The following is a 23,686-nucleotide window of genomic DNA, read 5'->3' as shown; positions in this document are numbered from 1 at the left end:
CGGCGGTCAGCTCTGATAGACCCGCGGATCCAGGGTGCCGATGTAGGGCAGGTCGCGGTAACGCTCCACGTAGTCCAGGCCGTAGCCGACCACGAAGTCGTTCGGGATGTCGAAACCCACGTAGGAGATATCGACGCCAGCGCCCAGCGCGTCGGGTTTGCGCAGCAGGGTGCACACCCGCAGGGACCGGGGCCGCCGGGTGGCCAGGTTGCGCAGCAGCCACGACAGCGTCAGACCGGAGTCGACGACGTCCTCGACGATCAACACGTCGCGGTCACTGATGTCGCGGTCGAGGTCCTTGAGGATGCGCACCACCCCCGACGACGAGGTCGACGAACCGTAGGAGCTGACCGCCATGAACTCGAACTGGGTGGGCAGCGGAATCGCCCGGGCGAGGTCCGTGACGAACAGCACCGCGCCCTTGAGCACCGTGATCAGCAGCAGGTCACCACTTTCGGCGCGGCCCTCGGCATAGTCGCCGGCGATCTGCGCGCCGAGTTCGACAGTGCGGGTCCGGATCTGCTCCTCGGTCAGCAATACCGATTTGATGTCACCCGCATACAACTCAGGTCTCTCCCCCGGCGAGATCGCAGCCACCAGCACAGCGTGCCATGGCGGGAGTTCGACAACCAACTGCAGCGGAGGAAATTCACGTCCGGAGCTCAGATCGGCTCGCGGCGCAGCCGCAGCAGACCGTCGCCGCGCACCGCGAACAGTCGCTGTCCCCGCAGGTCCGACCCGATCGCCACCCCACCTTGCCCGCGCCATGCGGTGATCAGCCGGTCCACTGCGCGGATCTGCAGGTCGGTCAGGCCACGCCCGCCTCCGTCGATCAGCCAGCGCCGGATCACCGCGCGGCGCACCGGACCCGACAACTCCGCCAGCGCAGCTGCATCCAACGCGTCGCCGGCGGTGGCGCCGGGCAGCGCCTGCTCGGCCAGCGCATCGATGAGCTCGGTGTTCTCCCGCAGCGCGATCGCGGTCCGGGCCAGGGCTTCGGCCACCCCGCCGCCCAGCACGTCCTCCAACAGCGGCAGCACTTCGGCACGCAGCCGTACCCGGGTGAAGCGACCGTCGCTGTTATGGGGGTCGAGCCACGGCGTCAGCCCCAGTTCGGCGCAGGCCTGTCCGGTCACTGCGCGTCGTACCCCGAGCAGCGGCCGGCACCACGGTGGGTCGTGCGGCCGCATCCCGGCCATCGACCGGGCTCCCGAACCACGGCCGAGCCCGAGCAGCACCGTCTCGGCCTGATCGTCGAGCGTGTGTCCCAGCAACACGGGGGCGCCGCCACGGGCATCGGCCAACGCTGCGTAGCGGGCCGTGCGGGCCGCAGCTTCCGGGCCGCCTCGAAAGCCCTTGCCTCCGACGGTCACCGGAATAACCTGCGCGTCAACACATCCCAGGTCGAGTGCCTGACTTCGCGCGGTCTCGGCCACCTGGGCCGAACCTGCTTGCAGGCCGTGGTCGACGATCAGCGCGGTAGTGGGCCGCATCCGGGCGGCGACGGCGGTCAGCGCCAGCGAGTCCGGTCCACCGGACAATGCCACCGCCCAGCCTCCGCCCTGCGGCAGATACTGCTCGGCGAACGTCCCCAGCGCGGCACGCAGCTGGGCTAGAGCACCCGGTCGATCCACCGTCGGGGTTCTTCGATCTCGGCGGGCAGCGGCAGGGTCTGCGGACCCGACCAGACCGCGTTGAACCGGTCCATGCCGACGCGGTCGACCACCGCGTCGACGAACGCCTTGCCTCGGGTGTACTGGCTCATCTTGGCGTCGAGGCCCAGTAACGCCCGCACCAGTCGTTGCAGGGGCGGTTGGCTGCGCTGACGGCGTTCCTCGAAACGGCTCCGAATGGTCGCCACCGACGGCACCGCCAGCGGCCCGACCGCGTCCATCACGTGATCGGCGTGGCCTTCGAGCAGCGTGCCCAGCATCAGCAGCTGGTCCAGCGCCGTGCGTTGTTCCTCGGACTGCACCGCCCGCACCAGGCCCAGAATCCCCGACGGGCCCGACGACTCGGCGTCGTCACGCCGACCCCGCAGGTAGTCAGCCAGCCGGCCCACCACCTGGGTGAGATCCGGGCTGCTGTCCCCGGTAAGCACCGCCAGTGCCTCCGACATATAGCCGGCCAGCCACGGGTTGACGCTGAACTGCACGCGGTGCGTCACCTCGTGCAGGCAGACCCACAACCGGAAGTCGGCCGGCGTCACCTGCAGCTGGCGCTCGACAGCGACCACGTTGGGGTAGACCAGCAGCAGCGCGCCACCGCCTGCACAGAACGGGTCGTACTGGCCCAGGATGGCCGAGGAGACGAACGCCAGCACCCCGCCGGTCTGCGCCCCCGTCAGCCGGCTGGTGAGGAAACCGGCCGGCTGCTCGGAGCCGCCCATCATCACCCGCATCGATTCGGCGGCGGCGGAGATCCACTGCCGCCGGTCGACCACCCGTGCGTCGGGGACGGGACCGTCGTCGCCCAGGCCGGTGACCTCTCGCACCAGGGGTTCCGCAGCGCGGGCACTGCCGTGCAGTTCCTCGACGACCTGGCGGCGGGTGTAGTCGGTCATCGGCGGTGCGGGGCGTGCCAGCCAGCCACCGACCGTCGCGGCGAACTCGAAGTCCACCGCGCTCCCGACGCCGGATTCGCTCATCCGCATCCGCAGGTTCGCAGGACCGCGGCCAGCGCGTCGATCGCGGTCCGCCCGGTAGGTCCGGCGTCGTTGGAGATGAACGCGAACGTCAGCACCCGCTGGTCGCGGTCGGTGACGATGCCGGCCAGCGCGTTGGTGCGGGTCAGCGAGCCGGTTTTGGCCCGCAGCCAACCGGCCGCACCGCGCCCGGTCTTGGGGTTGAGGAACCGCTCGGACAGGGTGCCGCTGCCACCGGCGACCGGCAGCATGTCCAGCAGCGGACGCAACTCGGGCAGGTCCGGCCCGGCAGCTGCCTGCACCACCTCGTCCAGGGTCCGGGCCGACAGCCGGTCATCGACCGACAGCCCGCTGGAGTCCTGCAGGGCGGCTCCGCTTACCGCGATGTGGGCGGTGGCCAGCCGGTTGGTCACCGCGTCGACCGCACCGGCAAACGAGCGGGGCCGGCCCATCGCCGCGGCCACCTCGCGGGCGATGGATTCGGCCATCACGTTGTCGGAGGCGTTCATCATCTCGCCGAGGCGGACCACCAGCGGCGCCGATCGGACCGCGCCCAGCTCGCGCCCGGTCACCGACGAGGACGCGATGCTCACCTTGTCGGGGTCGACACCCAGCTCCGCGGCCAGCGCCTTTCCGGCATCCAGCGCAGGGGTCGTCGACCGCCGGGACTCGACTGTGGTGGGCTGGACCCGGCCGCCGTCGACCATCACCGCCTCGATCGGTGCGATGTCACCGCCTTCGATGTCCTCCGGGTCCCACCCCTGAGCCATGGTCGGGCCGGTGAACGCCGATGTGTCGACCTGAACCTCGGTCACGCTCACCCCGCTGCGACGAACCTGTTCGGCCAGATCACTGATGCGCGCGGCTTCGCGATACCAGGTGTCCTGACCGACCTCGGCCGTCGACAGGGTGGGGTCGCCGCCGCCCACCAGCACCACCACCCCGGGCTGATCGCCCGCCGTCACGCGGGTGGTGACCCGGGCGCCCTGATCCAGCGCCAGCAGGGCGGCGGCCGCGGTGAGCACCTTGTTGGTCGACGCCGGCTGCATCGGCAGGTCTTCCTGTTGTGTCCACAGCGCCTTGCCGGTCACGGCATCGGTGACTCGCCCGGTGAGCCGGCCCAGATTCGGGTCGGCCAACGCCGGGGCCATGGCTGCTGCCAGGGCCCTGCCGGCCGGTACCGGGGCGTCGTCGGAGACCGGAACCACCCCGGGCTTGGCGGTCGCCGCCGGCGCCGACGACACGACGCGCGCACCGGCGCCGGATTCGTCCGGGAGCACAACTACCGCCACGACCACCACCGCGGCGGCCAGCGCCAGCACCGCGGCCGCGATACCCAGATGGGCGCTGCTGTGTCGCCACCGAGTGGGTTGCATGTCTTTCCTCCCCTGTCAGGCGCAATTGTGCCGGACGGGCGGAGTCCGGGCGTCAGTCCGGGCCGCCTAGACTGACCCGGTGCAATTCGACGTGACCATCGAAATCCCCAAGGGCCAGCGCAACAAGTACGAGGTCGACCACGCCACCGGGCGGGTCAAGCTCGACCGCTACCTGTACACGCCGATGGGCTACCCCACCGACTACGGCTTCATCGAGGACACCCTCGGCGAGGACGGCGACCCGCTGGACGCGATGGTATTGCTGCCGCAGTCGGTGTTCCCCGGTGTGCTGGTCGAAGCACGTCCGGTCGGGATGTTCCAGATGACCGACGAGGCCGGCGGCGACGCCAAGGTGCTGTGTGTGCCGGCCGGTGACCACCGGTGGGACCACATTCAGGAAATCAGCGACGTGCCCGCCTACGAGCTGGACGCGATCAAGCACTTCTTCGTGCACTACAAGGACCTGGAGCCGGGCAAGTTCGTCAAGGCCGCCGACTGGGTGGGCCGTGCCGAAGCCGAGGCTGAGATCACCCGGTCGATCGAACGGTTCAAGACCTCCGGGCACTGATTCGGCGGCGCGACGACGAACTGCGTACCGCGGCGCCGTCGATTCCGGTCTTCTCACTCGGCTGAGGTAAACCCGCGGGTCCGGTACAAGCTGGCCACCGTCGTCAGCAGCAACACCCCCACCACCACCCCCAGGCTGACCGGGGTGGGTATCTCCGGGACGTTGAGCGGCCGGCCGGAGTGGATGAACCACACCTCGTTGGTGCGCAGCGCATGCAACATCATCCGCACCCCGATGAACCCCAGGATCACCGCCAGCCCCTGGGACAGATACACCAGCCGGCTCAGCATCTGACCGAGGATGAAGAACAGCTGCCGCAGTCCCATCAGGGCGAACACGTTGGCGGTGAACACCAGGTAGGGCTGGCGAGTCAGTCCGTAGATGGCCGGGATGGAGTCCATCGCGAACACCAGGTCGGTGGTGCCCAGCGCGAGCGCGACCAGAAACATCGGGGTGATGGCCCACGCCCCGGCGTTGTCCCGGACGAAGAACCGCACGCCCGACCCCCAGCCGTCGGTGGCATTGAGGTGGGTGCGGGCGAAACGCACCACCGCGTTGTTGCCGCCCTCGCCCTCACCCTCACCGGTGGGGTCTTCGTGGCGCAGCAGTTTGACCGCGGTGTAGGCCATGAACGCACCGAACACGTAGAACGTCCACGACAACCGCTGCACGGCAACCCCGCCGAGCGCGATGAACACCGCCCGGAACGACAGCGCCAGGATGATGCCGACGAACAGCGCCTCCTGGCGGTACTTCTTGGGCACGTTGAAGCTGTTCATGATGATCACGAACACGAAAAGGTTGTCCACCGACAGGCTGTACTCGGTCAGCCAGCCGGCGTAGAACTGCATGCCGTACTTCGCGCCGTGAAAATGCCACACCCAGATGCCGAACGCCACCGCCAGCCCGATGTAGCACGACAGCCGGATCGCGACCTCGCGCATCGTCGGCTCGTGTACGCGGCGGGCGACCAGGAACAGATCGAAGCCGAGCACGGCGCTCAGGCCCGCGAACGTCACCAGCCATTCGAACAGCGACGGGTCCAACGGTCGGCCTCCGGTCGTTGAGTCGGCGATGTTCAGCGGGCTGACCGACCGTACCCCGCGGCCCGCTTAGTATTTTCGCCGTGGTGACCGATGTCGGTGGTACCGGATCCCCCGGGTTCCCCCGTGGGCTGGCAACCGGCCCCGTCGGCCGAGCCAGTATGGCCCGGGTCGGCACCGCAACCCTGCTCAGCGCACTCTGCGGCTACGCGGTGCTGTACCTGGCGGCACGCGACCTCGACCCGGCAGGTTTCTCGGTGTTCGGCGTGTTCTGGGGCGCGTTCGGACTGGTCAACGGCGCCGCCAACGGCCTACTGCAGGAGACCACCCGGGAAGTCCGGTTCGCCCAAGACGCCCGGCCCGACCGCCCGTCCACGCCACACACCCGCCCGCTACGGGTTGCCGGGCTGAGCGGGCTGGTGGCGGCCGGTGTGGTCGCCGCCAGTTCGCCGCTGTGGAGCGGCCACGTGTTCGTCGAGGCGCGCTGGCTCTCGGTGGGACTGCTGTGCTTCGGGCTGGCCAACTTCGCGGTGCACGCCACGTTGCTCGGCATGTTGGCCGGCGCCAACCGATGGACGCAGTACGGCGCGCTGATGGTCACCGATGCGAGCATCCGGGTGGCCGTGGCCACCGCGACGTTCGTGATCGGCGCCGGCCTGGTCGGCTTCCTGTGGGCCACCGTGGCCGGCGCGGTGGCCTGGCTGCTGCTGCTGGCCGCCTCACCCGCGGCCCGCTCAGCTGCGCGACTGCTGACTCCGGTGAGCACGGCGGGATTCCTGCGCGGCGCGGCGCATTCGATCACCGCCGCCGGGGCCAGCGCGATCCTGGTGATGGGGTTTCCGGTGCTGCTGCAGGCCACCTACGGCGAATTGGGCGCTGCGGGTGGTGTGGTGATCCTCGCAGTCACGGTGACCCGGGCGCCGCTGCTGGTGCCGCTGACCGCTATGCAGGGCAATCTGATCGCGCACTTCGTCGACCAGCGTGGTCGCCGCCTGCGGGCGCTGAGCACGCCGGCGGCGGCCGTCGCCGCGCTGGGCGCGGCGGGCGCGGTGGCGGCGGGCCTGCTCGGTCCGTGGCTGCTGCGCACGGTGTTCGGCCCGGATTACCGTGCCGAGGGACTGCTGTTGGCCGGACTGACGACGGCCGCCACCGCGATCGCGCTGCTGACGCTGACCGGCGCTGCGACGGTCGCCGCAGCACTGCATCGCGCCTACGCGCTGGGCTGGGTGGGCGCCACGGTGGCCTCGACCTTGCTCCTGCTGCTGCCGTTGGACCTGCCGACCAGGACCGTGGTGGCCCTGCTGTGCGGCCCACTGGTGGGGATCGCCGTGCATCTGGCCGCGTTGCGCACCGATTCGTAAGCGGCGCAAGCGTGTATTTTCTAAACCATCGACACCCGCTACCCCGATGTCTGGATTATCGTCCCGGCGTTCAACGAGGCGACCGTCATCGGTGACGTGATCGCCGGGATCCGTTCGGTTTTCGACTTCGTGGTCTGTGTGGACGACGGAAGCGCCGACGACACCGCGGCCGTAGCCCGGCGCACGGGTGCTTATGTCGTGCGCCATCCGGTCAACCTCGGTCAGGGCGCGGCCATCCAGACCGGAGTCGAGTTCGCCCGCCGCCAGCCCGGCGCCCGACTGTTCGCCACCTTCGACGCCGACGGCCAGCACCGGGTGGCCGACCTGGTGCGCATGATCGACCGTCTCGACACCGCCGACCTCGACATCGTCATCGGCACGCGGTTCGCCAAACCCGAAGCCGCCGCGACGGTGCCGCCGCTCAAACGAGCGATACTGCGAGCCGCGGTATGCCTCAACCCCCGAATCCGCCGGCTCGGGCTCTCCGACGCCCACAACGGTCTGCGGGTGTTCAACCGGCGGGTGGCCGACCGCCTCGACCTCACCATGACCGGGATGAGCCACGCCGGGGAGTTCATCGCGCTGATTGCCGAGAACCGCTGGCGGGTGGGCGAAGAGCCGGTGGAGGTGCTCTATACCGACTACTCCAAGTCGAAGGGGCAGCCGCTGCTCAACGGCGTCAACATCCTGTTCGACGGGTTGCTGCGCAAGAGGATGTCGCGATGAACTGGATCAAGGTGCTGCTGATCTCGGCGGTATTGGTGCTGCTGATCTACCTGCTGCTCTCGCGACGCTCCGCCCAGTCGCGAGCCTGGGTGAAAGTCGGCTACCTGGTGTTCGTGGTGGCCGGCATCTACGCGGTTCTGCGTCCCGACGACACCACCGTGCTGGCCAACTGGCTCGGGGTGCGCCGCGGCACCGATCTGATGCTGTACGTGCTGGTCATGGTCTTCGCGTTCACCACGCTGAGCACCTACATGCGGTTTCGCGATCTGGAGCTGCGCTATGCCCGGCTGGCCAGGGTGATAGCGCTCGCGCAAGCCGAGCCGCCCGAACCCGAACCCCAACCACAGTAATTCGGAAACAATTGTCCCAGCGGTAACAGCGGGTTTGCCGCTCGTCCGATTCGGGCCCGCACTGTTACAGGTATGCGGGCGACCGAAGTCCTGGCCGAACCTCTAGCCGAAGTCACAGCGGCACTCCTGACAGTGCCGATGATCGAGTTGTACGCGTTGCTCTGGCGCGCCGGAGTGCTTGAAGTGGAACTTCCCGCGTCCCAGCGACCGCGGTCCGAGGCGTCAGTGCTTCGGCCGGCCGGCTGACCGACCGAAGCGGTAAGGCCTCAGCGCACCAGTTCCAGTTTCGCGGACGACTTCTTCGCGGCGGCCTTTTTGACCGGTGCCTTCTTGGCCGGCGTCTTCTTGGCCGGGGCGGGCTTCTTGGCAGCCGGGGCCTTCTTCGCCGGAGCCTTCGTGGCCGGCGCCTTCTTGGCAGCCGGGGCCTTCTTCGCCGGAACCTTCTTCGCCGGAACCTTCTTGGCCGGAGCCGCCGCCAGCTCCGCGGCGGGGGCAGCGATCTCCCTGGTGGGGGCAGCGATCTCCTCGGCCGGGGCCGAGAACCGGCTCGCCACGGCCACCGCGGCGGTAGCCACCGCGGCCGTGCCGAGAGCCTGCGCCCAGCCGATCGGGCCGACCGGAGTGCAGCCCAGCAGCTGGCTGACCCCGGGCGTGGAGACCATCGCCGCGAACAGTACGAAGGACCCGGCCGCGGTCGCCAGCACCATCGGTGCCCGCGAGTCGACCACGGTCTGGCCGAGTTCGGTGGTCACCAGCGAGATCAACCCCACCGTCGAGGCGCGCTGCGGAGTACCGGTCACCGAGGCCATCGCCCAGGCGGCGGTACCCGCCGCGCCGGTGACTCCGCCGCGGAACGCCACCGCGCGCCACAGTTTGCGCTCGTCGAGTCCGGGCACCGCGCCACCGATCGGGCCGGCCGGTGTGCTCACCGCCACGGCGGTGGCCGGCAGCGCGTCGGTCAGGGTGTTCATCAACAGCAACTGCCGGGTGTTCAGCGGCGAGTTCCCAGTGATGGCGGTGCCGATGACGGAGAACATCACCTCGCCGGCGTTGCCGCCCAGCAACCCGGAGATCGCCAGTTGCACGCCCCGCCAGAGTCGCCGGCCCTCGTCGATCGCGTCGACCAGGGCACCGATCTTGCCGTCGGTCAGCACCACGTCGGCGGTGGCATGTGCCGAGTCGCTGCCGTGCGCAACGACACCCAGCCCCACCGTGGCGGCCCGGATCGCGGCGGCGTCGTTGGCGCCGTCACCGACCATCGCCGACACCCGCCCAGCGCGCTCCAGGGTTTGGACGATCTGCACCTTGTTCTCCGGCGACATCCGGGCGAAGATCACCCGCTCGCAGACCACGCGCTCTTGTTCCTTGCGGTTCAACGCATTCCATTCCGAGCCGGTGATGACCTCATCGGCGCTGACGCTGACACCCATCTCGGCGGCGATCGCGGTGGCCGTGATCGGGTGGTCGCCGGTGATCATCCGGATATCGACGCCGCGGGCGGCCAGGTCGGCGAGCAGCTGCGGAGCGTCGGCCCGGGGTGTGTCGGCCAGGCCGAGGAACCCCATCAGCGTCAGCCCGGAGGCGCTCACCTCCACGAGGAGGTCGGAATCGTCCTGCACCGCCCGCACCTGGGCGGCGGTCAGTTTGCCGTGGGCGACCGCGATCACCCGCAGCCCCTGGGCTGCCATCGCGGCCACCTGCTGCTCGACCTCGGCGCCGACGTTCTTGCAGGCCTCCAACACCACTTCCGGTGCGCCCTTGACCAGCAGCTCCGATCCCAGCACCGAAGCCGAGAAGGCCCGGCCGGAGCGGAACGGCAGGTGGGCGTCCGGTTCGATCCAAGCCCGGGCGCCCGCGGCGGCCGCCGCCCCTTCGACGATGGCCTGGTCGGTGGCGTGCGCGTGCGCCGCACCGTCGGGAGCCGGCGCCGCCTGCGCGGCGGTGCCGAGTACGTCGTCGTCGGAGTATCCGGCCAGCGGACGCACCGTGGTTACCCGCAGCCGGTTCTCGGACAGCGTTCCGGTCTTGTCGAAGCAGACCACGTCGACCCGGCCGAGCGCCTCCACCGATCGCGGAATCCGCACCAGCGCACCGGATTTGGTCAACCGCTGGGACGACGAGTGCTGGGCCAGGGTCGCCATCAGCGGCATCCCCTCCGGGACGGCGGCGATCGCGACCGCGATCGCGTTGCCGAGCGCCACCCGCAGGCCGCCCTGGCGCAGCAGGCCGAGCGCACCGACGGCGACACCGCCGGCGGCGCTGTACGGGAAGGTCCGGTACATGAGCTGGGACAGGTGGTGCTGCAGGCCGACCTCGGACAGCTCCCCGGAGGCAAGTTCGGAGGCCCGGCGGGTCTGGGTGTCTGCACCCACGGCGGTCACCAGCGCCAGCGCCTTGCCGGCGATCACCGTGCTGCCCGCGTAGAGCATCGAGCTGCGCTCGGCCAGTTCGGCGCCGGGAGTCGGGTCGAGCTGTTTGCCGACCGACAGCGACTCGCCGGTCAACGACGACTCGTCGACCTCGACGTCGGCCACCTCGATGACGCGGGCGTCCGCGGGCACCACCTCGTTGCTGCGCACCTCGATCAGGTCACCGGGCAGCAGTTGTTCGGCGGGGATCTCGTGGTAGGTCGGAGTCCTCTCGGCCCCCATCAGCACGACCCGGGCCGGCGGGGCCTGCTGGGCCAGCAGGGTGTTCAGCCGGCTCTCGGCCCGCAGCCGCTGGTAGGCGGCCAGCATGGCGTTGCCGGTGAGCACCGTGCCCACCATCACCGCGTCGATCGGCGAACCCAGCATGGCGGTCGCCACCGAGCACAGCGCCAGGATCGGCGTCATCGGATCGGACAACTCCTCACGCACGGCATGGAAGTACGGCCAGAACACGCCCTGCGATTCCGCGTCGACCGGGGCACGTTCGGCCAGCGGAGTCACCGCGTCCGGCGCCAACAGCTCCCGCGCCTGCTCGACCGTCATGGCGTGCCACTCGTAGGCCGGTGCCGGCTTCGGCGCGCGCGCACGCAGCACCCGGCGGGCCAGCAGATACCCCGAGAGCATTCCGGCGCCGGCACCGACGGTCACCGGGCCGGGGCCGCGACTCTGCCCAGCGCCGACACCGGGGATGGTCGCCCGGACGCCGCGGACCAGCAGCAGCCCGGCGATGGACGACGCGCCGATCGAGATCGCGACCCCGCGCTCGGTGGCCGACCGGGCGGCCGGGAGCGCGCGCAGCACCTGCCATGCTCCGGCCAGGTCGGCCAGCAGCAGGTCGGCATAAAAAGGCGGAGGGGTGTCGGCGTGCTCGCTCGTCGGCATGACGCCCAGCGCCAGATCCGCCGACGCCAGCGCCTGCGCTGCCGAGGTGGACAGCACCGCGACGGTGCGGCCGGCCTGCTGCAGGTCGGTCACGGCCGCGGCCAGCGCGGCGTCCAGATCGTCGCCGGAGACCGGGCGGATCTCGTCGAAACCGGGACGCAGCTCACCGAGGATCTCGGTGTCCACCGTGACCAGCTCCGCGCCGCAGGCACGCCCTTCGAGCACCACCGCCGACGCCAGGGCATGGTGCGCGGGCAGGATCAGCGCGTCCACCGGCTCCTTGCGGGCCGACCCGCGGGATGTCATTCCGGGAACCCGGTGCCAGCCCGGGCGCAGTCCGGGCTTGTCGAGCAGGCTCTGCGCGCTGTTCCATGCCTTCGGCAGTTCGTGCTCGGTCGCGCCGCGGATCTGCACCACCCGGCGCTGTTCACCGGTCAGCGCCCGCGGGTCGATGACCACGGTGTCGATCTTGTCGAGGCGGCGCAGGCTGTCCGGCCGCAGCGGCAGCACCCCGTGCGCGTCCGCCAGCCCCTGTCCCAGGGTCGCGGCGAACGATTCGCAACTGGTGCGCACCGCTTTCGGCGAGGTCGCCAGGATCGCGCTCGAGGTCATGTCCAGGTTGCGGGTCAGCCCGCCCACCACCCCGGCACCGACCACCTGCGCTATCGCCGTGCGCTTCAGGTAGCGCTCGGCCGCGCCGTCCGGCCGTGGGACAGGCCGCGCGGTGGTGTGCACGTCCGGGTGGTCGGCGTAACGGGCCAGCTCCGGCTCGTAGCGATTCCAGGCCAGCGCCCCGGCGCGGGTCTCGGAGGCTTTCAGGCCCTCCACCATCATGTCCACCGCCAGGATCGCGGGCGACATGGTGATGACGTGCGACCCGAGCGAGGCCAGTGCGAGCACCCGGTCGGTCCTTGCCGGGCCGATTCGGCTTTCCAGGGCGCCCCGGACCAGCGGCTGGTAGCGGGCCACCGACGCCGCGGCGTCGAAGATCTTCGGCGCGGCCGGCCAGCGCATCGCGCTGCCCACGGTCGCGATCGCCAGGCCTACCGCGTTGGCGCCCACCATCGCGCCCTTGGTGGCCAGCAGCAGTCCGTCGCCCGGAAGTGCCGCGGTTTCGGTCGCGGTCAGCTCGAAATTCTTCTCGACGGCTTCCACCGTGGCGCACAGATCGGCCAGCGAAACGTGGTCGCCGATCTCAACGATCACCCGCGACAGCGGACGGTTCAGCCGCACCGAGGTAACGCCGGGCTCGGCCCGCAGGGCTTCGGAAACCTCGGCACCGATATCTGCGCCGTCGGGGTCGTCGAGCCCGTGCACCTCGATCCAGGCCCGTCCGGCGCCGCGCCAGCTGCGTCGGCTGGTCAGGTCGGAGCGCTCACCGGCCAGGATCTTGGCGCCTTCGCGCAGCGGGATGGCGGCGAGGTCCAGGCTGGCCGAAGCGACGGCGCCAACGGCGTCCAGACCCAAACGGCCGATTGCGAAAACATCCATGGCTGGCCTCCAGCGTCATAGCAGCGCTGGAGGTCTCTTCCGCCGGTTGCCCGGCCCACAGCCCCGGTCACCCGATGACGGGCGACGTGATGACGACACTGCGAATTGGGGAATACTCCCCTCCGACCGGCCAGTATGCCACAGACCTCAGTCGGACTTGGTTTGCCGGAAGTACGCCACGGTGCGTGTCACGCCGTCGGCCAGCGCGACCTGCGGGCGCCAGCCCAGCACATCTGCCGCCCGCGAGATGTCCAGGCAAGACCGCTTCAGGTCACCGAGGCGCGGCGGGTGGAACTCCGGGTCGTCGGGTGCGCCGACGGCCGCGGCCACCGCGGTGTGCAGCTGCCGGTCGGAGGTTTCCACCCCGGTGCCGACATTGAACCGCTGCCCGTCGCCGGCCTCGCCCGAAGCCCGCACGAAGGCGTCCACCACGTCGTCGACGAACACGTAGTCGCGGGTGTTGGATCCGTCCCCGAACACCTTGGTGGTCCTGCCCTCCAGCAGCGCCTGGGCGAAGATCGCCACCACCCCGGCCTCGCCATGCGGGTCCTGGCGGGGGCCGTAGACGTTGGCCGGCGCGATGGCCGAACACTGCAGGCCATAGAGGTGGCGATAAGTGTTGAGGTAGATCTCACCGGCCACCTTCCCGGCGGCATACGGCGAGGCGGGGTCGGTCGGGACGTCCTCACCGGTCGGATAGCGCGGCGGGGTGCCGTAGATCGAGCCGCCCGAGGAGGTGTGCACGATCTTGCGCACCCCGGCTGCGCGGGCGGCGTCGGCGAGGCGGATCGTCCCGACGACGTTGACGGAGGCGTCGAAGACCGGGTCGGCCACCGAGTGGCGGACGTCGATCTGGGCGGCCAGGTGAAAGATCACCTCGGGCCGGTGCTGCGCCAGGATGGCGTTCAGGTCCGCGGAGACGATGTCGGCCTCGACGAAGCCGAAGCCGGCGTCGTCGGCCAAGTGCTCGATGTTGACGGCTCGGCCGGTGGCGAAGTTGTCCAGCCCCACTACCTGGTGCCCGTCCGCCCGCAGGCGGTCGACCAACGTCGATCCGATGAACCCGGCTGCCCCGGTGACCAGTGCTCGCACCGGCCCACCATACCGACAGGTAAGAAAGACGGATGCGCACCCGTTTGGCCGCCCTGCCTTGGGTCTGCTGGGCAGCGGTGGGATTGATCGCCGCCCAGCTGGTGGTTCGGGCGGTGGTGGCTTTCGGGGGCTACTTCTACTGGGATGACCTGATCCTGATCGGCCGGGCCGGCACCCACCCGCTGTTGTCGCCGGCCTACCTGTTCGACGACCACGACGGTCATGTGATGCCGGGCGCGTATCTGGTGGCCGGCGCCCTCACCAAGTTGTGGCCGCTGCAGTGGGCGGCGCCGGAGGTCAGCCTGGTGGTGCTGCAGCTGCTGTCGTCCTGCGCGTTGCTGCGCGTGCTGTGGGTGATTCTGGGCTGGCGGCCGGTGCTACTGGTGCCGCTGACCTTCGCGTTGTGGATCCCGCTGGGCCTGCCGGCCTTCGCATGGTGGGCGGCGGCGCTGAACTCGCTACCGCTGTGCGCCGCGCTGTCCTGGGTGTGCGCCGACGCGATCCTGTTGGCGCGCACCGGGAATCGTCGCTACGCGGTCACCGCGGCCCTGGCCTACCTGGGCGGCTTGTTGTTCTTCGAGAAAGCCGCGGTGATCCCCTTTGTTGCGTTCGCGGTGACGGCACTGCTGGGCTACGTCTCCGGTAGGCCACTGACCGGCGCGGTCGCCGGGGCGTGGCGGGCCGGCGCCCGGTTGTGGACGGCGATGCTGGTGGTGACCGCGGGGTGGGTCGGGGTCTACCTGACGGTGGTGAATCAGAAGCGGTGGAGTTTCGACCTCGAGATGACCCGCGACCTGCTGCTGCGCTCGATCACCCACGGCATCGTCCCGAGCCTGGCCGGCGGCCCGTGGACCTGGGCACGCTGGGCGCCGGCCTCGCCGTGGGCGCTGCCGGGGCCCGTCGTGATGACGCTCGGCTGGCTGGTGCTGGGCGGACTGCTGGCGGTGTCGCTGGTGCGCAAGCACCGCCTGACGCCGGTGTGGCTGGCCGCGGCCGGCTATGCGGCGGCCTGCCAGGTGCCGATCTATCTCATGCGGTCCTCGGCGTTCACCGCGCTGGAACTGGCCCAAACCCTGCGCTACCTGGCCGACCTCGTTGTGGTGCTGGCGATCCTGGGCGCGGTCGGGTTGTGTGCCCCGAACCGGGACTCGTCACGATGGCTGGACGCCTCGCGCCCGCGCACCGTGGCGGTGACCGCGCTGGCGGCGGCGTTCACCGCGAGCAGCCTGTACTCGACGGTGACGTTCCTGACCTGCTGGCGGGACGACCCGGCTCGCCCGTACCTGCAGAACGCCCAGCGCGGCCTGGCCGCCGCCCACGCCGCCTCCGACGCGCCGCTGCTGGATCAGGAGGTCGACCCGCTGGTGCTGCAACGGGTCGTCTACCCGGAGAACCTGGCCAGCCACATGTTCGCGTTGCTTCGCGACCGACCCGAATTCGCTTCGACGACAACGCAGTTGCGGATGCTGACTAATTCGGGGACGGTGACCGACGCCCAGGTGACGTGGGTGCGCTTCCTGGTCGCCGGGCCGGTGCCGCACTGCGGGTATCTGATCCAGCCGGACCGGCCGGCAACCATGGCGCTGGACGGCCCACTGCTGCCGGCGGACTGGACGGCCGAGATCAACTATCTGGCCAACGTCGACGGCGCCATGACACTGTCGCTGTCCGACGGACCCGACGTGCGCGTGCGGGTCCGGCCGGGACTCAACCGTGTCTTCGTGCGGCTGCCCGGCGCCGGCCACAACGTGTCCGCGCGCGCCGAAACCGCAGCGCTGTCGGTGTGCATCGCGGTCGGGCCGGTCGGCTACCTCGCGCCCAGGTGACGATGACGCGCTGCACACCCCGACCGTGCTCGGTACGTTCTACAGTCGTGCCCTCACTGCAAGTCCCCGCGCAGTATCTGCGCGGCTCCTCGGCGCCGCAGCCCCGCACCCTGATCGACATTCTGCAAGAGACCGCTGACCGCTACCCCGATGCTCCCGCGATCGACGACGGCAACGTGGTGTTGACCTACGCGGAGCTGATCGAGGACATCGCAGACAGCGTCGCGTGGCTGGCCGCCCGCGGCCTGGGCCGCGGCGATCGCATCGGCATCCGGATGCCGTCGGGCAATTACGCGCTGTATGTGGCGATCCTGTCCACCCTGGCCACCGGCGCGGCCTACGTGCCGGTGGACGCCGACGACCCGCCCGAGCGCGCCGAGCTGGTGTTCAACGAGGCCCAGGTGGCGGCGGTGATCACCGAACAGGGCTTGATCCGCGGCCCGGGCGCGTCACGCGGCTGGCGGGCCACGGCACCGCAGACCAGCGACGACGCCTGGATCATTTTCACCTCGGGGTCCACCGGCACCCCCAAGGGCGTGGCTATCACGCACCGCAACGCGGCGGCCTTCGTCGACGCCGAAGCCCAGCTGTTCTTGCAGGACAACCCGATCGGGCCCGGCGACCGAGTGCTGGCCGGGCTGTCGGTCGCGTTCGACGCCTCCTGCGAGGAGATGTGGCTGGCGTGGCGCTACGGCGCCTGTCTGGTGCCGGCGCCGCGGTCGCTGGTACGCAGCGGCATGGACCTGGGTCCGTGGCTGGTGGCGCGCGACGTGACCGTGGTGTCCACCGTGCCCACCCTGGCGGCACTGTGGCCGGCCGAGGCGCTGGAGGCGGTCCGGCTGCTGATCTTCGGCGGCGAGGCCTGCCCGCCGGAGCTGGTGGCCCGGCTGGCGGTGGACGGCCGCGAGGTGTGGAACACCTACGGCCCCACCGAGACCACCGTGGTGGCCTGCGCGGCGCAGCTCGACGGCACCGGCCCGGTTCAGATCGGACTGCCGCTGTTGGGCTGGGACCTGGCCGTGCTCGGCCCCGACGGGGCGCCGGTGGCCGACGGTGAGATCGGCGAACTGGTGATCGGCGGTGTCGGGCTGGGCCGCTACCTGGACCCCGACCGTGACGCCGAGAAGTACGCGCCGCTGCCCGCCCTGCAGTGGCCGCGGGCCTACCGCAGCGGCGATCTGGTGCGCCTCGACGCCGACGGGCTGGTGTTCTGCGGCCGGGCCGACGACCAGGTCAAGGTCGGCGGCCGGCGCATCGAGTTGGGTGAGGTGGACAGTGCGCTGGTGACACTGCCCGGCGTCAGCGGCGGTGCAGCGGCGGTGCGGACCAGCGCCGCCGGGACCCCACTGCTGGTCGGTTACCTGGTCAGCACCGACCCGGACTTCGACCTGGGGGCCGCACGCACCGAGCTGGGCCGACAACTGCCCGCCGCGCTGGTTCCCCGGCTGGTGCTGGTCGACGAGTTGCCCACCCGCACGTCGGGCAAGGTGGACCGCGACGCGCTGCCGTGGCCGGTGGGGCCGGAACCCGGGGGCGGGGGCCTGGCCGGGGCCGACGACCCGGACAGCACCCTGGGCTGGCTGGCCGGGCTGTGGCGCGACGTGCTGGGCGCCCCGGTCGATGACGAGCAGGCCGACTTCTTCGCCCTCGGCGGCGGATCGCTGCAAGCCGCACAGCTGGTGGCCGCCGTGCGTCAGCGTTACCCGCAGACCACCGTCGCCCAGCTCTACGACCGTCCACGGCTGGGCTCCCTGGCCGGCTTTCTCGACGACATGGGCCGCAGTGATCCGGGCGCGGAGGCCGCGTCCCGCGCGGTTGCGCCCACCCCGTGGCAGACCCAGGCCGCGCAGGTGCTGCTGTCGGTGCCACTGGCCACGCTGACCGGGTTGCAGTGGGTGACGTGGCTGGCGCTGATCAACAACACGGTGGCGGCGGTGCACCCGCTGCCCTGGCTGGTGCGGCTGGACTGGTGGTGGGTGATCGCCGCCTTCGTACTGTTCGTGACCCCGCTGGGCCGGATGGGGATCGCCGCACTGGGGGCACGCGCCCTGCTTTCCAACCTGCAGCCGGGCACCTATCGGCGCGGCGGGCCCGAGCACCTGCGGGTCTGGATCGCCGAACGGCTCGCCACCGCCAGCGGCGCCGAGAATCTTTCCGGCGCACCGTGGCTGGTGTATTACGCGCGGGCGCTGGGTAACAAGATCGGCGAGGGCGTGGACCTGCACTCCGCCCCGCCGGTGACCGGGATGCTGACGCTGGGCCACCGGTGTTCCATCGAGCCGGAGGTGGACCTGACCGGGCATTGGATCGACGGCGACGCGTTCCACGTCGGTCCTGTGACGGTCGGCAACGATGCCACCATCGGTGCCCGCACCACGCTGTTGCCGGGCGCGGCGGTCGGCAAGGACGCCGACGTCGCTCCCGGGTCCGGGGTGGTCGGCGAGGTGAAGAAGGGCCAGTACTGGACCGGTTCGCCGGCGGTGAAATCCGGTAAGGCACACCATCCCTGGCCGGATCACCGGCCGCCGCCGCGCCCGGTGTGGGCTGCGGTGTACGGGCTGACGTCGCTGTTTCTCGGGGGTCTGCCGCTGCTGGCGCTGGGTGCCGGGCTGGCGGTGCTGGGCTGGGCCGTTCGTGACTGCGCCACCCTGGCCGACGCGGTCCGCCCGGCAGCGCTGGCCACCCCGCTGGCCGCACTGGTGGCGATGTTCAGCTACGCCGCCGTGACCGTGATCGGGGTGCGGCTGTTGTCGATCGGGCTGCGCGAGGGCTACCACCCGGTACGCAGCCGGGTGGGTTGGCAGCTGTGGGCCACCGAACGTCTGATGGACGACGCCCGCGACTATCTTTTCCCGGTGTACGCCAGCCTGATCACGCCCTGGTGGCTGCGATTGCTGGGGGCGAAGGTGGGCGACGGCACCGAGATCTCCACCGCGCTGGTGATCCCGAAGTTCACCACGATCGCCGACGGCGCCTTTCTGGCCGACGACACCATGGTGGCCTCCTACGAGTTGGGCGGCGGCTGGATCCACGTCGCGCCGGCCACCATCGGCAAGCGCGCGTTCCTGGGCAATTCCGGGATCACCCAGCCGGGCAGGCGAGTACCCGACAACTCCTTGGTGGCAGTGCTCTCGACCGCACCGCACAAAGCCAAGACCGGCTCGTCGTGGCTGGGCAGCCCGCCCGTGCGCCTGCGGCGCAAGGCCGCCGACCTCGATGCCGAGCGGACGTTCGAACCGCCGCTGCGGCTGAAGCTGATGCGCGCCGTCATGGAGACATTCCGGCTGATCCCGGTCGTGGTGACCTTTGCGATCGGAGCCGCGGTTCTGGGCGTGTTGCAGTGGGGCGCAACACGGTTCGGCTACGGCTGGACCGCACTGGGCAGCGGTGTGACGCTGCTGGCCGCGGGGGCGGTGGCCGGCGGCAGCGCGGTGGTGGCGAAATGGCTTACGGTGGGCCGGATCCGGGCGTCGCAGCGCCCGCTGTGGTCGTCGTTCGTGTGGCGCAACGAAGTCTCCGACGCTTTCGTCGAGACGGTTGCCGCCCCGTGGTTCGCCCGCGCCGCAACCGGCACCCCGGTGATGAACCTGTGGCTGCGGGCGCTCGGCGCGACCATCGGCCGGGGGGTGTGGTGCGAGACGTACTGGCTGCCCGAAGCCGACCTGGTGACGCTGGGCGCCGGCGCGACGGTGAACCGCGGCTGCGTGGTGCAGACCCACCTGTTCCACGACCGGATCATGCAGATGGACACCGTCACGCTGGAGGCGGGCGCCACCCTGGGGCCCAACTGCGTCGCGTTGCCCGCGGCTCGCCTGGGCGCCGGTGCCACCGTCGGGCCGGCCTCGCTGGTGATGCGCGGTGATGAGGTGCCGCCGGCGACCCGCTGGCAGGGCAACCCGATCGCGCCGTGGCCGGCGTCGGGCAAGAAACGCGGATCTTCTTCTGCCGCGAGTCAGGAGCCCGCGGCGTGAGCAAACCCGCGAAAGCTGCCAAGGCCCCGGCGCCCGTCGTCGACCCCTATCTGCCCGGCAGCGGCAACGGCGGCTACCGGGTCTCGCGCTACGAGCTCGATCTGGAGTACAAGGTCAGCAGTAACCGGCTGTCGGGCACCGCGACCATCACCGCGGTAGCGCTGGCCGCACTGCGCGAGGTCACCTTGGACCTTGCCGACACGCTGTCGGTGGCCAAAGTGTGGGTCAACGGTCGCCCACCCGCCCGGTTCGCCACCTCGGCGGGGAAGCTGCGGATCACCCTGGCCACCGCGGTGCCGACCGGTGCCGCGCTGGTGATCGCGGTCCGGTACTCGGGGTCGCCACGACCCAGCGAAACGCTTTGGGGCGAAGTGGGTTTCGAGGAGCTGTCCGATGGCGTACTGGTCTCCGGGCAGCCCAACGGCGCACCCTCGTGGTTCCCGTGTGACGACCGACCCGGCGCCAAAGCCAGCTACCGGTTTGAGGTCAGCACCGACAGTCCCTACTACTTGGTCGCCAACGGTGAACTGATATCGCGGCGGGCCCGGGCAACGCGGACCACCTGGACCTATGAGCAGCCCGAGCCGACACCGACCTATCTGGCCACCCTGCAGATCGGCCGGTACGTGACCCGCCGGGTGCCGGGGTCGACGGTGGCCATCCGTGCGGTGCTGCCGGCCCGCCTGCAGACCGAGTTCGAGCGGGACTTCGCGCAACAGTCGCAGATGATGGAGCTGTTCGTGCGCCTGTTCGGGCCCTACCCGCTGGCGGCCGGCTACACGGTGCTGGTGACCGACGACAGTCTGGAGATCCCTCTTGAGGCACAGGGGATTTCGATCTTCGGTGCCAACCACTGCGACGGCACCGGGAGATCGGCCAGGCTGATCGCCCACGAGCTGGCCCACCAATGGTTCGGCAACAGCGTCACCCTGCGGCGCTGGAGCGACATCTGGCTGCACGAGGGGTTCGCCTGCTACGCCGAATGGCTGTGGTCGGAGCATTCCGGCGGGCCGAGCGCCGACCAGCTGGCGCGGCGCTACCACCGACAGCTGGCCGGCCTGCCGCAGGACCTGCTGTTGGCCGACCCCGGGCCGGCCGACATGTTCGATGACCGGGTGTACAAACGCGGTGCGATCACCTTGCACCTGCTGCGCGGCCGGCTGGGCGATGACGCCTTCTTCGCCCTGCTGCGCGACTGGACGTCGCGCTACCGCCACAGCAACGCCGGCACCGAAGACTTCACCGCGCTGGCCGCCGGATATGCGGGCGAACCGCTGCAACCGTTGTGGCAGGCCTGGCTGTATTCCACTGCTGTTCCCCCGCTGGCAACTCCGCAGTAACCCCGTCTACCCGGACGGCAGATATGTGTTTCGTATGAGTCGTCGCTGCCGTGTTGCCCGGTCGTCGCCGCCGAAAATAGCGTCAGATATCGGCGATCGAGGAGTGGCCGATGAATTTTGCAGCGCTGCCGCCTGAAGTCAACTCTGCGCTGATGTACGCCGGAGCGGGCTCAGGCCCCATCCGCGCCGCCGCCACAGCCTGGAAAACCATGGCCGCCGAACTCGAAACAGCCGCCAACAACTTCCGAACCGTCATCGCCGGACTCACCGACCAAACCTGGCAAGGCCCGTCGGCAGCAGCCATGACCGCCGCCGCAACCCCCTACGCCGCCTGGATGAGCACCACCGCCACCAAAGCCGGCCACGCCGGCACCCAAGCCGCCGCCGCCGCAACCGCCTACGAAACCGCCTACGCCATGACCGTCCCCCCGGCCGTCATCGCCGCCAACCGCACCCAACTGGCCACCCTGATCGCCACCAACTTCCTCGGCACCAACACACCCGCCATCGCCGCCACCGAAGCCCACTACAGCGAAATGTGGGCCCAAGACGCCACCGCCATGTACGACTACGCCACCAACGCCGCCGCAGCCACCCAACTCCCCACCTTCACCGCACCCGCCGACGACACCTCCGGCGGGTCATACGACGGCGCCGGCGAGGAGGGCTTGTTGCTGAACATCCTGGTCGCGCTGCTGGAGGTGGACAGCATCGCTCCCTTCGAAGGCGGCGGCGCGGGACTGGAATTCGGTGGCCTGGCGATCGAAACGGCCAGCCTGGCGCCGTTCGCGGGCCTGGGTTTCACCGGAGATTTCGGGGGTGCCGCCGGTCTGGGCCTGCTCGGCGAAACGGTGCCCATCGCTGCCTCGATGCCCTCCGCCGGTCTGGTCAGCGCCGGCCAGCCCGCGGCGGTGCGGGCCGGTGTGGCCAAGGCGATACCGGTGGGCGCAATGTCGGTGCCGCGGACCTGGGCGGCGGCCGCGCCCACGGCGCTGCGCGAAATCACCTTGCTCTCAGCGCAATCCAGCACCGCTCCAGCGGTGGCAGCGGCGGCAGCGGCGGCTCGAACCGAAATCCCCTTCGCCGAGATGGCCCTGGCCGGTGCGGCCGGACGGGCCTTGACCAGATCAGCCGGAACCGTCGGCGCCGAACACCGCTCCCGGTCGGCCATCACGTCGGTGACGGCGCCCAAACAGGCGGACCCGGAACCATCGGAGGACCCAGAAGAAACCGTGACGGGCGTGGAGGTCCTGGCCGAACTGCGCGGGCTTGCCGAACTGCGCGAAGCGGGCGTTCTCACCGACGAGGAATTCCACCGGCAACGCGAACGTGTCATCGACACCTTCGTCGACGCGACGGGGTGCGGCGGATGAACTTTGCCGCGCTGCCGCCTGAAGTCAACTCTGCGCTGATGTACGCCGGAGCGGGCTCAGGACCCATCCGCGCCGCCGCCACAGCCTGGAAAACCATGGCCGCCGAACTCGAAACAGCCGCCAACAACTTCCGAACCGTCATCGCCGGACTCACCGACCAAACCTGGCAAGGCCCGTCGGCAGCAGCCATGACCGCCGCCGCAACCCCCTACGCCGCCTGGATGAGCACCACCGCCACCAAAGCCGGCCACGCCGGCACCCAAGCCGCCGCCGCCGCAACCGCCTACGAAACCGCCTACGCCATGACCGTCCCCCCGGCCGTCATCGCCGCCAACCGCACCCAACTGGCCACCCTGATCGCCACCAACTTCCTCGGCACCAACACACCCGCCATCGCCGCCACCGAAGCCCACTACAGCGAAATGTGGGCCCAAGACGCCACCGCCATGTACGACTACGCCACCAACGCCGCCGCAGCCACCCAACTCCCCACCTTCACCGCACCGGCACCCAATACCGCCGCCGACACCGGCGGCGACGGCTCGGTGTCGACCGGTCTGCTGTTCGATATGGTCAGCGCGGTTTTCGAGGTGGGCAGCGTCGGGCCCTTCGGGGCGATCGGCCTGGGCGGCGCGTTCGGCGGCCTGGCGATGACCCTGGGCGAACTCGCCCTTCCCGAAGGAGCCGAACTGGGTGCGCTGGGTCTGATCGGTGAAACCGCGCCCGCCCTAGGCGGTTTGGTCCCGACCGCCAGCCTGGCGGGGACCGGCACAGCGTGGGCCAGCACGGGCAAGGCGATACCGCTGGGCGGCATGTCGGTGCCGCGGGCCTGGGCGGCGGCCGTTCCCTCGGCGCTGCGCGAAGCCACCTTGGTGTCGGCACAATCCGGTGCCACCTCGGCGGCAGCGGGGCCGATGGCGGCTGCGGCCAAACTCCCCTACGCCCAGATGGCCCTGGCCGGCGCGGCCGGGGGCGCCTTGACGAACCCCGCCGGCACCCGTTCCCCGGCAACCACCCAACCCAGTCTCACCGCACCGCCCAAGCGGGCTGCAGAGCCCGAAGATCCGGACACCTCGGTAAGGGTCGACAAGGCCGATAAGTCGAAAGCCATCGGTGTCGTCGCCGAACTACGCGCGCTGGTCGAATTGCGGGACTCGGGCATTCTGACGCCGGAGAAATTCGCCCAGCGGAAGCAACGTCTGCTCGGCGAATGA

17 protein-coding genes are annotated in these 23,686 nt (G+C 70.4%); 10 read left to right on the top strand and 7 right to left on the bottom strand.

Features of this window, described 5'->3' with window-relative positions; genetic code table 11:
- Positions 1–6: 6 nt before the first annotated feature.
- The 4 genes from hpt to dacB are packed head-to-tail and all read right to left on the bottom strand — an operon-like array spanning position 7 to position 4,020.
- The gene (hpt, locus tag ABW16_RS14440; RefSeq protein WP_047319859.1) at positions 7–633 is read right to left on the bottom strand and encodes a hypoxanthine phosphoribosyltransferase; all 627 of its coding nucleotides are present in this window, start codon (positions 631–633) and stop codon (positions 7–9) included.
- A 29-nt stretch (positions 634–662) separates the two neighbouring features.
- Positions 663–1,634 carry a tRNA lysidine(34) synthetase TilS gene (gene tilS / locus ABW16_RS14435; RefSeq protein ID WP_047319858.1) on the bottom strand — a complete coding sequence of 324 codons (972 nt, stop codon included), beginning with the start codon at positions 1,632–1,634 and terminating at the stop codon, positions 663–665.
- Positions 1,613–2,653 carry a zinc-dependent metalloprotease gene (locus tag ABW16_RS14430; RefSeq protein WP_047319857.1) on the bottom strand — a complete coding sequence of 347 codons (1,041 nt, stop codon included), beginning with the start codon at positions 2,651–2,653 and terminating at the stop codon, positions 1,613–1,615. Before ABW16_RS14430 ends, tilS begins: the two co-directional genes overlap by 22 nt.
- Positions 2,644–4,020 (bottom strand): D-alanyl-D-alanine carboxypeptidase/D-alanyl-D-alanine endopeptidase, encoded by a 1,377-nt coding sequence (gene dacB, locus ABW16_RS14425; RefSeq protein ID WP_047319856.1) that lies wholly within the window; start codon positions 4,018–4,020, stop codon positions 2,644–2,646. Before dacB ends, ABW16_RS14430 begins: the two co-directional genes overlap by 10 nt.
- 79 nt (positions 4,021–4,099) lie before the next feature.
- Here dacB and ABW16_RS14420 point away from each other — a divergent pair, with 79 nt between their 5' ends.
- Positions 4,100–4,588 (top strand): inorganic diphosphatase, encoded by a 489-nt coding sequence (locus tag ABW16_RS14420; protein ID WP_047319855.1) that lies wholly within the window; start codon positions 4,100–4,102, stop codon positions 4,586–4,588.
- 53 nt (positions 4,589–4,641) lie between these two features.
- Here the strand turns inward: ABW16_RS14420 and ABW16_RS14415 are convergent, their stop codons facing one another.
- The gene (locus ABW16_RS14415) at positions 4,642–5,634 is read right to left on the bottom strand and encodes a TerC/Alx family metal homeostasis membrane protein (protein ID WP_047319854.1); all 993 of its coding nucleotides are present in this window, start codon (positions 5,632–5,634) and stop codon (positions 4,642–4,644) included.
- A 158-nt stretch (positions 5,635–5,792) separates the two neighbouring features.
- Between ABW16_RS14415 and ABW16_RS14410 the strand changes: the two genes are divergently transcribed.
- From ABW16_RS14410 to ABW16_RS28005, 4 genes are all read left to right on the top strand, one after another.
- Positions 5,793–6,992, top strand: a complete 1,200-nt coding sequence (locus ABW16_RS14410) for a hypothetical protein (RefSeq protein WP_047319893.1) — start codon at positions 5,793–5,795, stop codon at positions 6,990–6,992.
- Between the two features lie 27 nt (positions 6,993–7,019).
- Positions 7,020–7,718, top strand: coding sequence for a glycosyltransferase family 2 protein (locus ABW16_RS14405; protein WP_047319853.1), 699 nt, complete (start codon positions 7,020–7,022; stop codon positions 7,716–7,718).
- Positions 7,715–8,068: a DUF2304 domain-containing protein gene (locus tag ABW16_RS14400; RefSeq protein WP_047319852.1), complete on the top strand. Its 354-nt coding sequence runs from the start codon at positions 7,715–7,717 to the stop codon at positions 8,066–8,068. The genes ABW16_RS14405 and ABW16_RS14400 overlap by 4 nt, the downstream gene beginning before the upstream one ends.
- 72 nt (positions 8,069–8,140) lie before the next feature.
- Positions 8,141–8,314, top strand: coding sequence for an Rv1535 domain-containing protein (locus ABW16_RS28005; RefSeq protein WP_327083216.1), 174 nt, complete (start codon positions 8,141–8,143; stop codon positions 8,312–8,314).
- 20 nt (positions 8,315–8,334) lie between these two features.
- Here the strand turns inward: ABW16_RS28005 and ABW16_RS14395 are convergent, their stop codons facing one another.
- Both ABW16_RS14395 and ABW16_RS14390 read right to left on the bottom strand, forming a co-directional pair.
- Positions 8,335–12,870, bottom strand: coding sequence for a cation-translocating P-type ATPase (locus ABW16_RS14395; protein WP_047319851.1), 4,536 nt, complete (start codon positions 12,868–12,870; stop codon positions 8,335–8,337).
- 147 nt (positions 12,871–13,017) lie between these two features.
- Positions 13,018–13,962, bottom strand: a complete 945-nt coding sequence (locus tag ABW16_RS14390) for an NAD-dependent epimerase/dehydratase family protein (protein WP_047319850.1) — start codon at positions 13,960–13,962, stop codon at positions 13,018–13,020.
- 32 nt (positions 13,963–13,994) lie between these two features.
- On the opposite strand from ABW16_RS14390, the gene ABW16_RS14385 reads away from it, so the two are divergent.
- The 5 genes from ABW16_RS14385 (at position 13,995) to ABW16_RS14365 (ending at position 23,686) form a co-directional block, all read left to right on the top strand.
- Entirely contained in the window at positions 13,995–15,788 is a 1,794-nt protein-coding gene (locus ABW16_RS14385) for a hypothetical protein (RefSeq protein ID WP_047319849.1), read from the top strand.
- Positions 15,789–15,844: 56 nt separating this feature from the next.
- A complete protein-coding gene (locus tag ABW16_RS14380; protein ID WP_412178210.1) occupies positions 15,845–19,759 on the top strand; it encodes a Pls/PosA family non-ribosomal peptide synthetase in 3,915 nt (1,304 codons plus the stop codon).
- The gene (locus tag ABW16_RS14375; protein WP_047319892.1) at positions 19,756–21,099 is read left to right on the top strand and encodes a M1 family metallopeptidase; all 1,344 of its coding nucleotides are present in this window, start codon (positions 19,756–19,758) and stop codon (positions 21,097–21,099) included. Before ABW16_RS14380 ends, ABW16_RS14375 begins: the two co-directional genes overlap by 4 nt.
- A gap of 110 nt (positions 21,100–21,209) precedes the next feature.
- Positions 21,210–22,472 (top strand): PPE family protein, SVP subgroup, encoded by a 1,263-nt coding sequence (locus ABW16_RS25420; RefSeq protein ID WP_047319847.1) that lies wholly within the window; start codon positions 21,210–21,212, stop codon positions 22,470–22,472.
- Positions 22,469–23,686 carry a PPE domain-containing protein gene (locus tag ABW16_RS14365; RefSeq protein ID WP_047319846.1) on the top strand — a complete coding sequence of 406 codons (1,218 nt, stop codon included), beginning with the start codon at positions 22,469–22,471 and terminating at the stop codon, positions 23,684–23,686. The genes ABW16_RS25420 and ABW16_RS14365 overlap by 4 nt, the downstream gene beginning before the upstream one ends.

Origin of the sequence: Mycolicibacter heraklionensis, assembly GCF_001021505.1 — a bacterium.
GTDB classification, from domain to species: Bacteria; Actinomycetota; Actinomycetes; order Mycobacteriales; family Mycobacteriaceae; genus Mycobacterium; species Mycobacterium heraklionense.
Note: the sequence above shows the minus strand (reverse complement) of the source record. Positions and strands in the feature narration are given on the sequence as shown.

Bases quoted from the DNA above. Each gene is read 5' to 3' on its own strand.
- ABW16_RS14430 (WP_047319857.1), bottom strand. From the start codon at position 2,653: ATGCGGATGAGCGAATCCGGCGTCGGGAGCGCGGTGGACTTCGAGTTC.
- dacB (WP_047319856.1), bottom strand. From the start codon at position 4,020: ATGCAACCCACTCGGTGGCGACACAGCAGCGCCCATCTGGGTATCGCG.
- ABW16_RS14410 (WP_047319893.1), top strand. From the start codon at position 5,793: ATGGCCCGGGTCGGCACCGCAACCCTGCTCAGCGCACTCTGCGGCTAC.
- ABW16_RS14400 (WP_047319852.1), top strand. From the start codon at position 7,715: ATGAACTGGATCAAGGTGCTGCTGATCTCGGCGGTATTGGTGCTGCTG.
- ABW16_RS28005 (WP_327083216.1), top strand. From the start codon at position 8,141: ATGCGGGCGACCGAAGTCCTGGCCGAACCTCTAGCCGAAGTCACAGCG.
- ABW16_RS14395 (WP_047319851.1), bottom strand. From the start codon at position 12,870: ATGGATGTTTTCGCAATCGGCCGTTTGGGTCTGGACGCCGTTGGCGCC.
- ABW16_RS14385 (WP_047319849.1), top strand. From the start codon at position 13,995: ATGCGCACCCGTTTGGCCGCCCTGCCTTGGGTCTGCTGGGCAGCGGTG.
- ABW16_RS25420 (WP_047319847.1), top strand. From the start codon at position 21,210: ATGAATTTTGCAGCGCTGCCGCCTGAAGTCAACTCTGCGCTGATGTAC.
- ABW16_RS14365 (WP_047319846.1), top strand. From the start codon at position 22,469: ATGAACTTTGCCGCGCTGCCGCCTGAAGTCAACTCTGCGCTGATGTAC.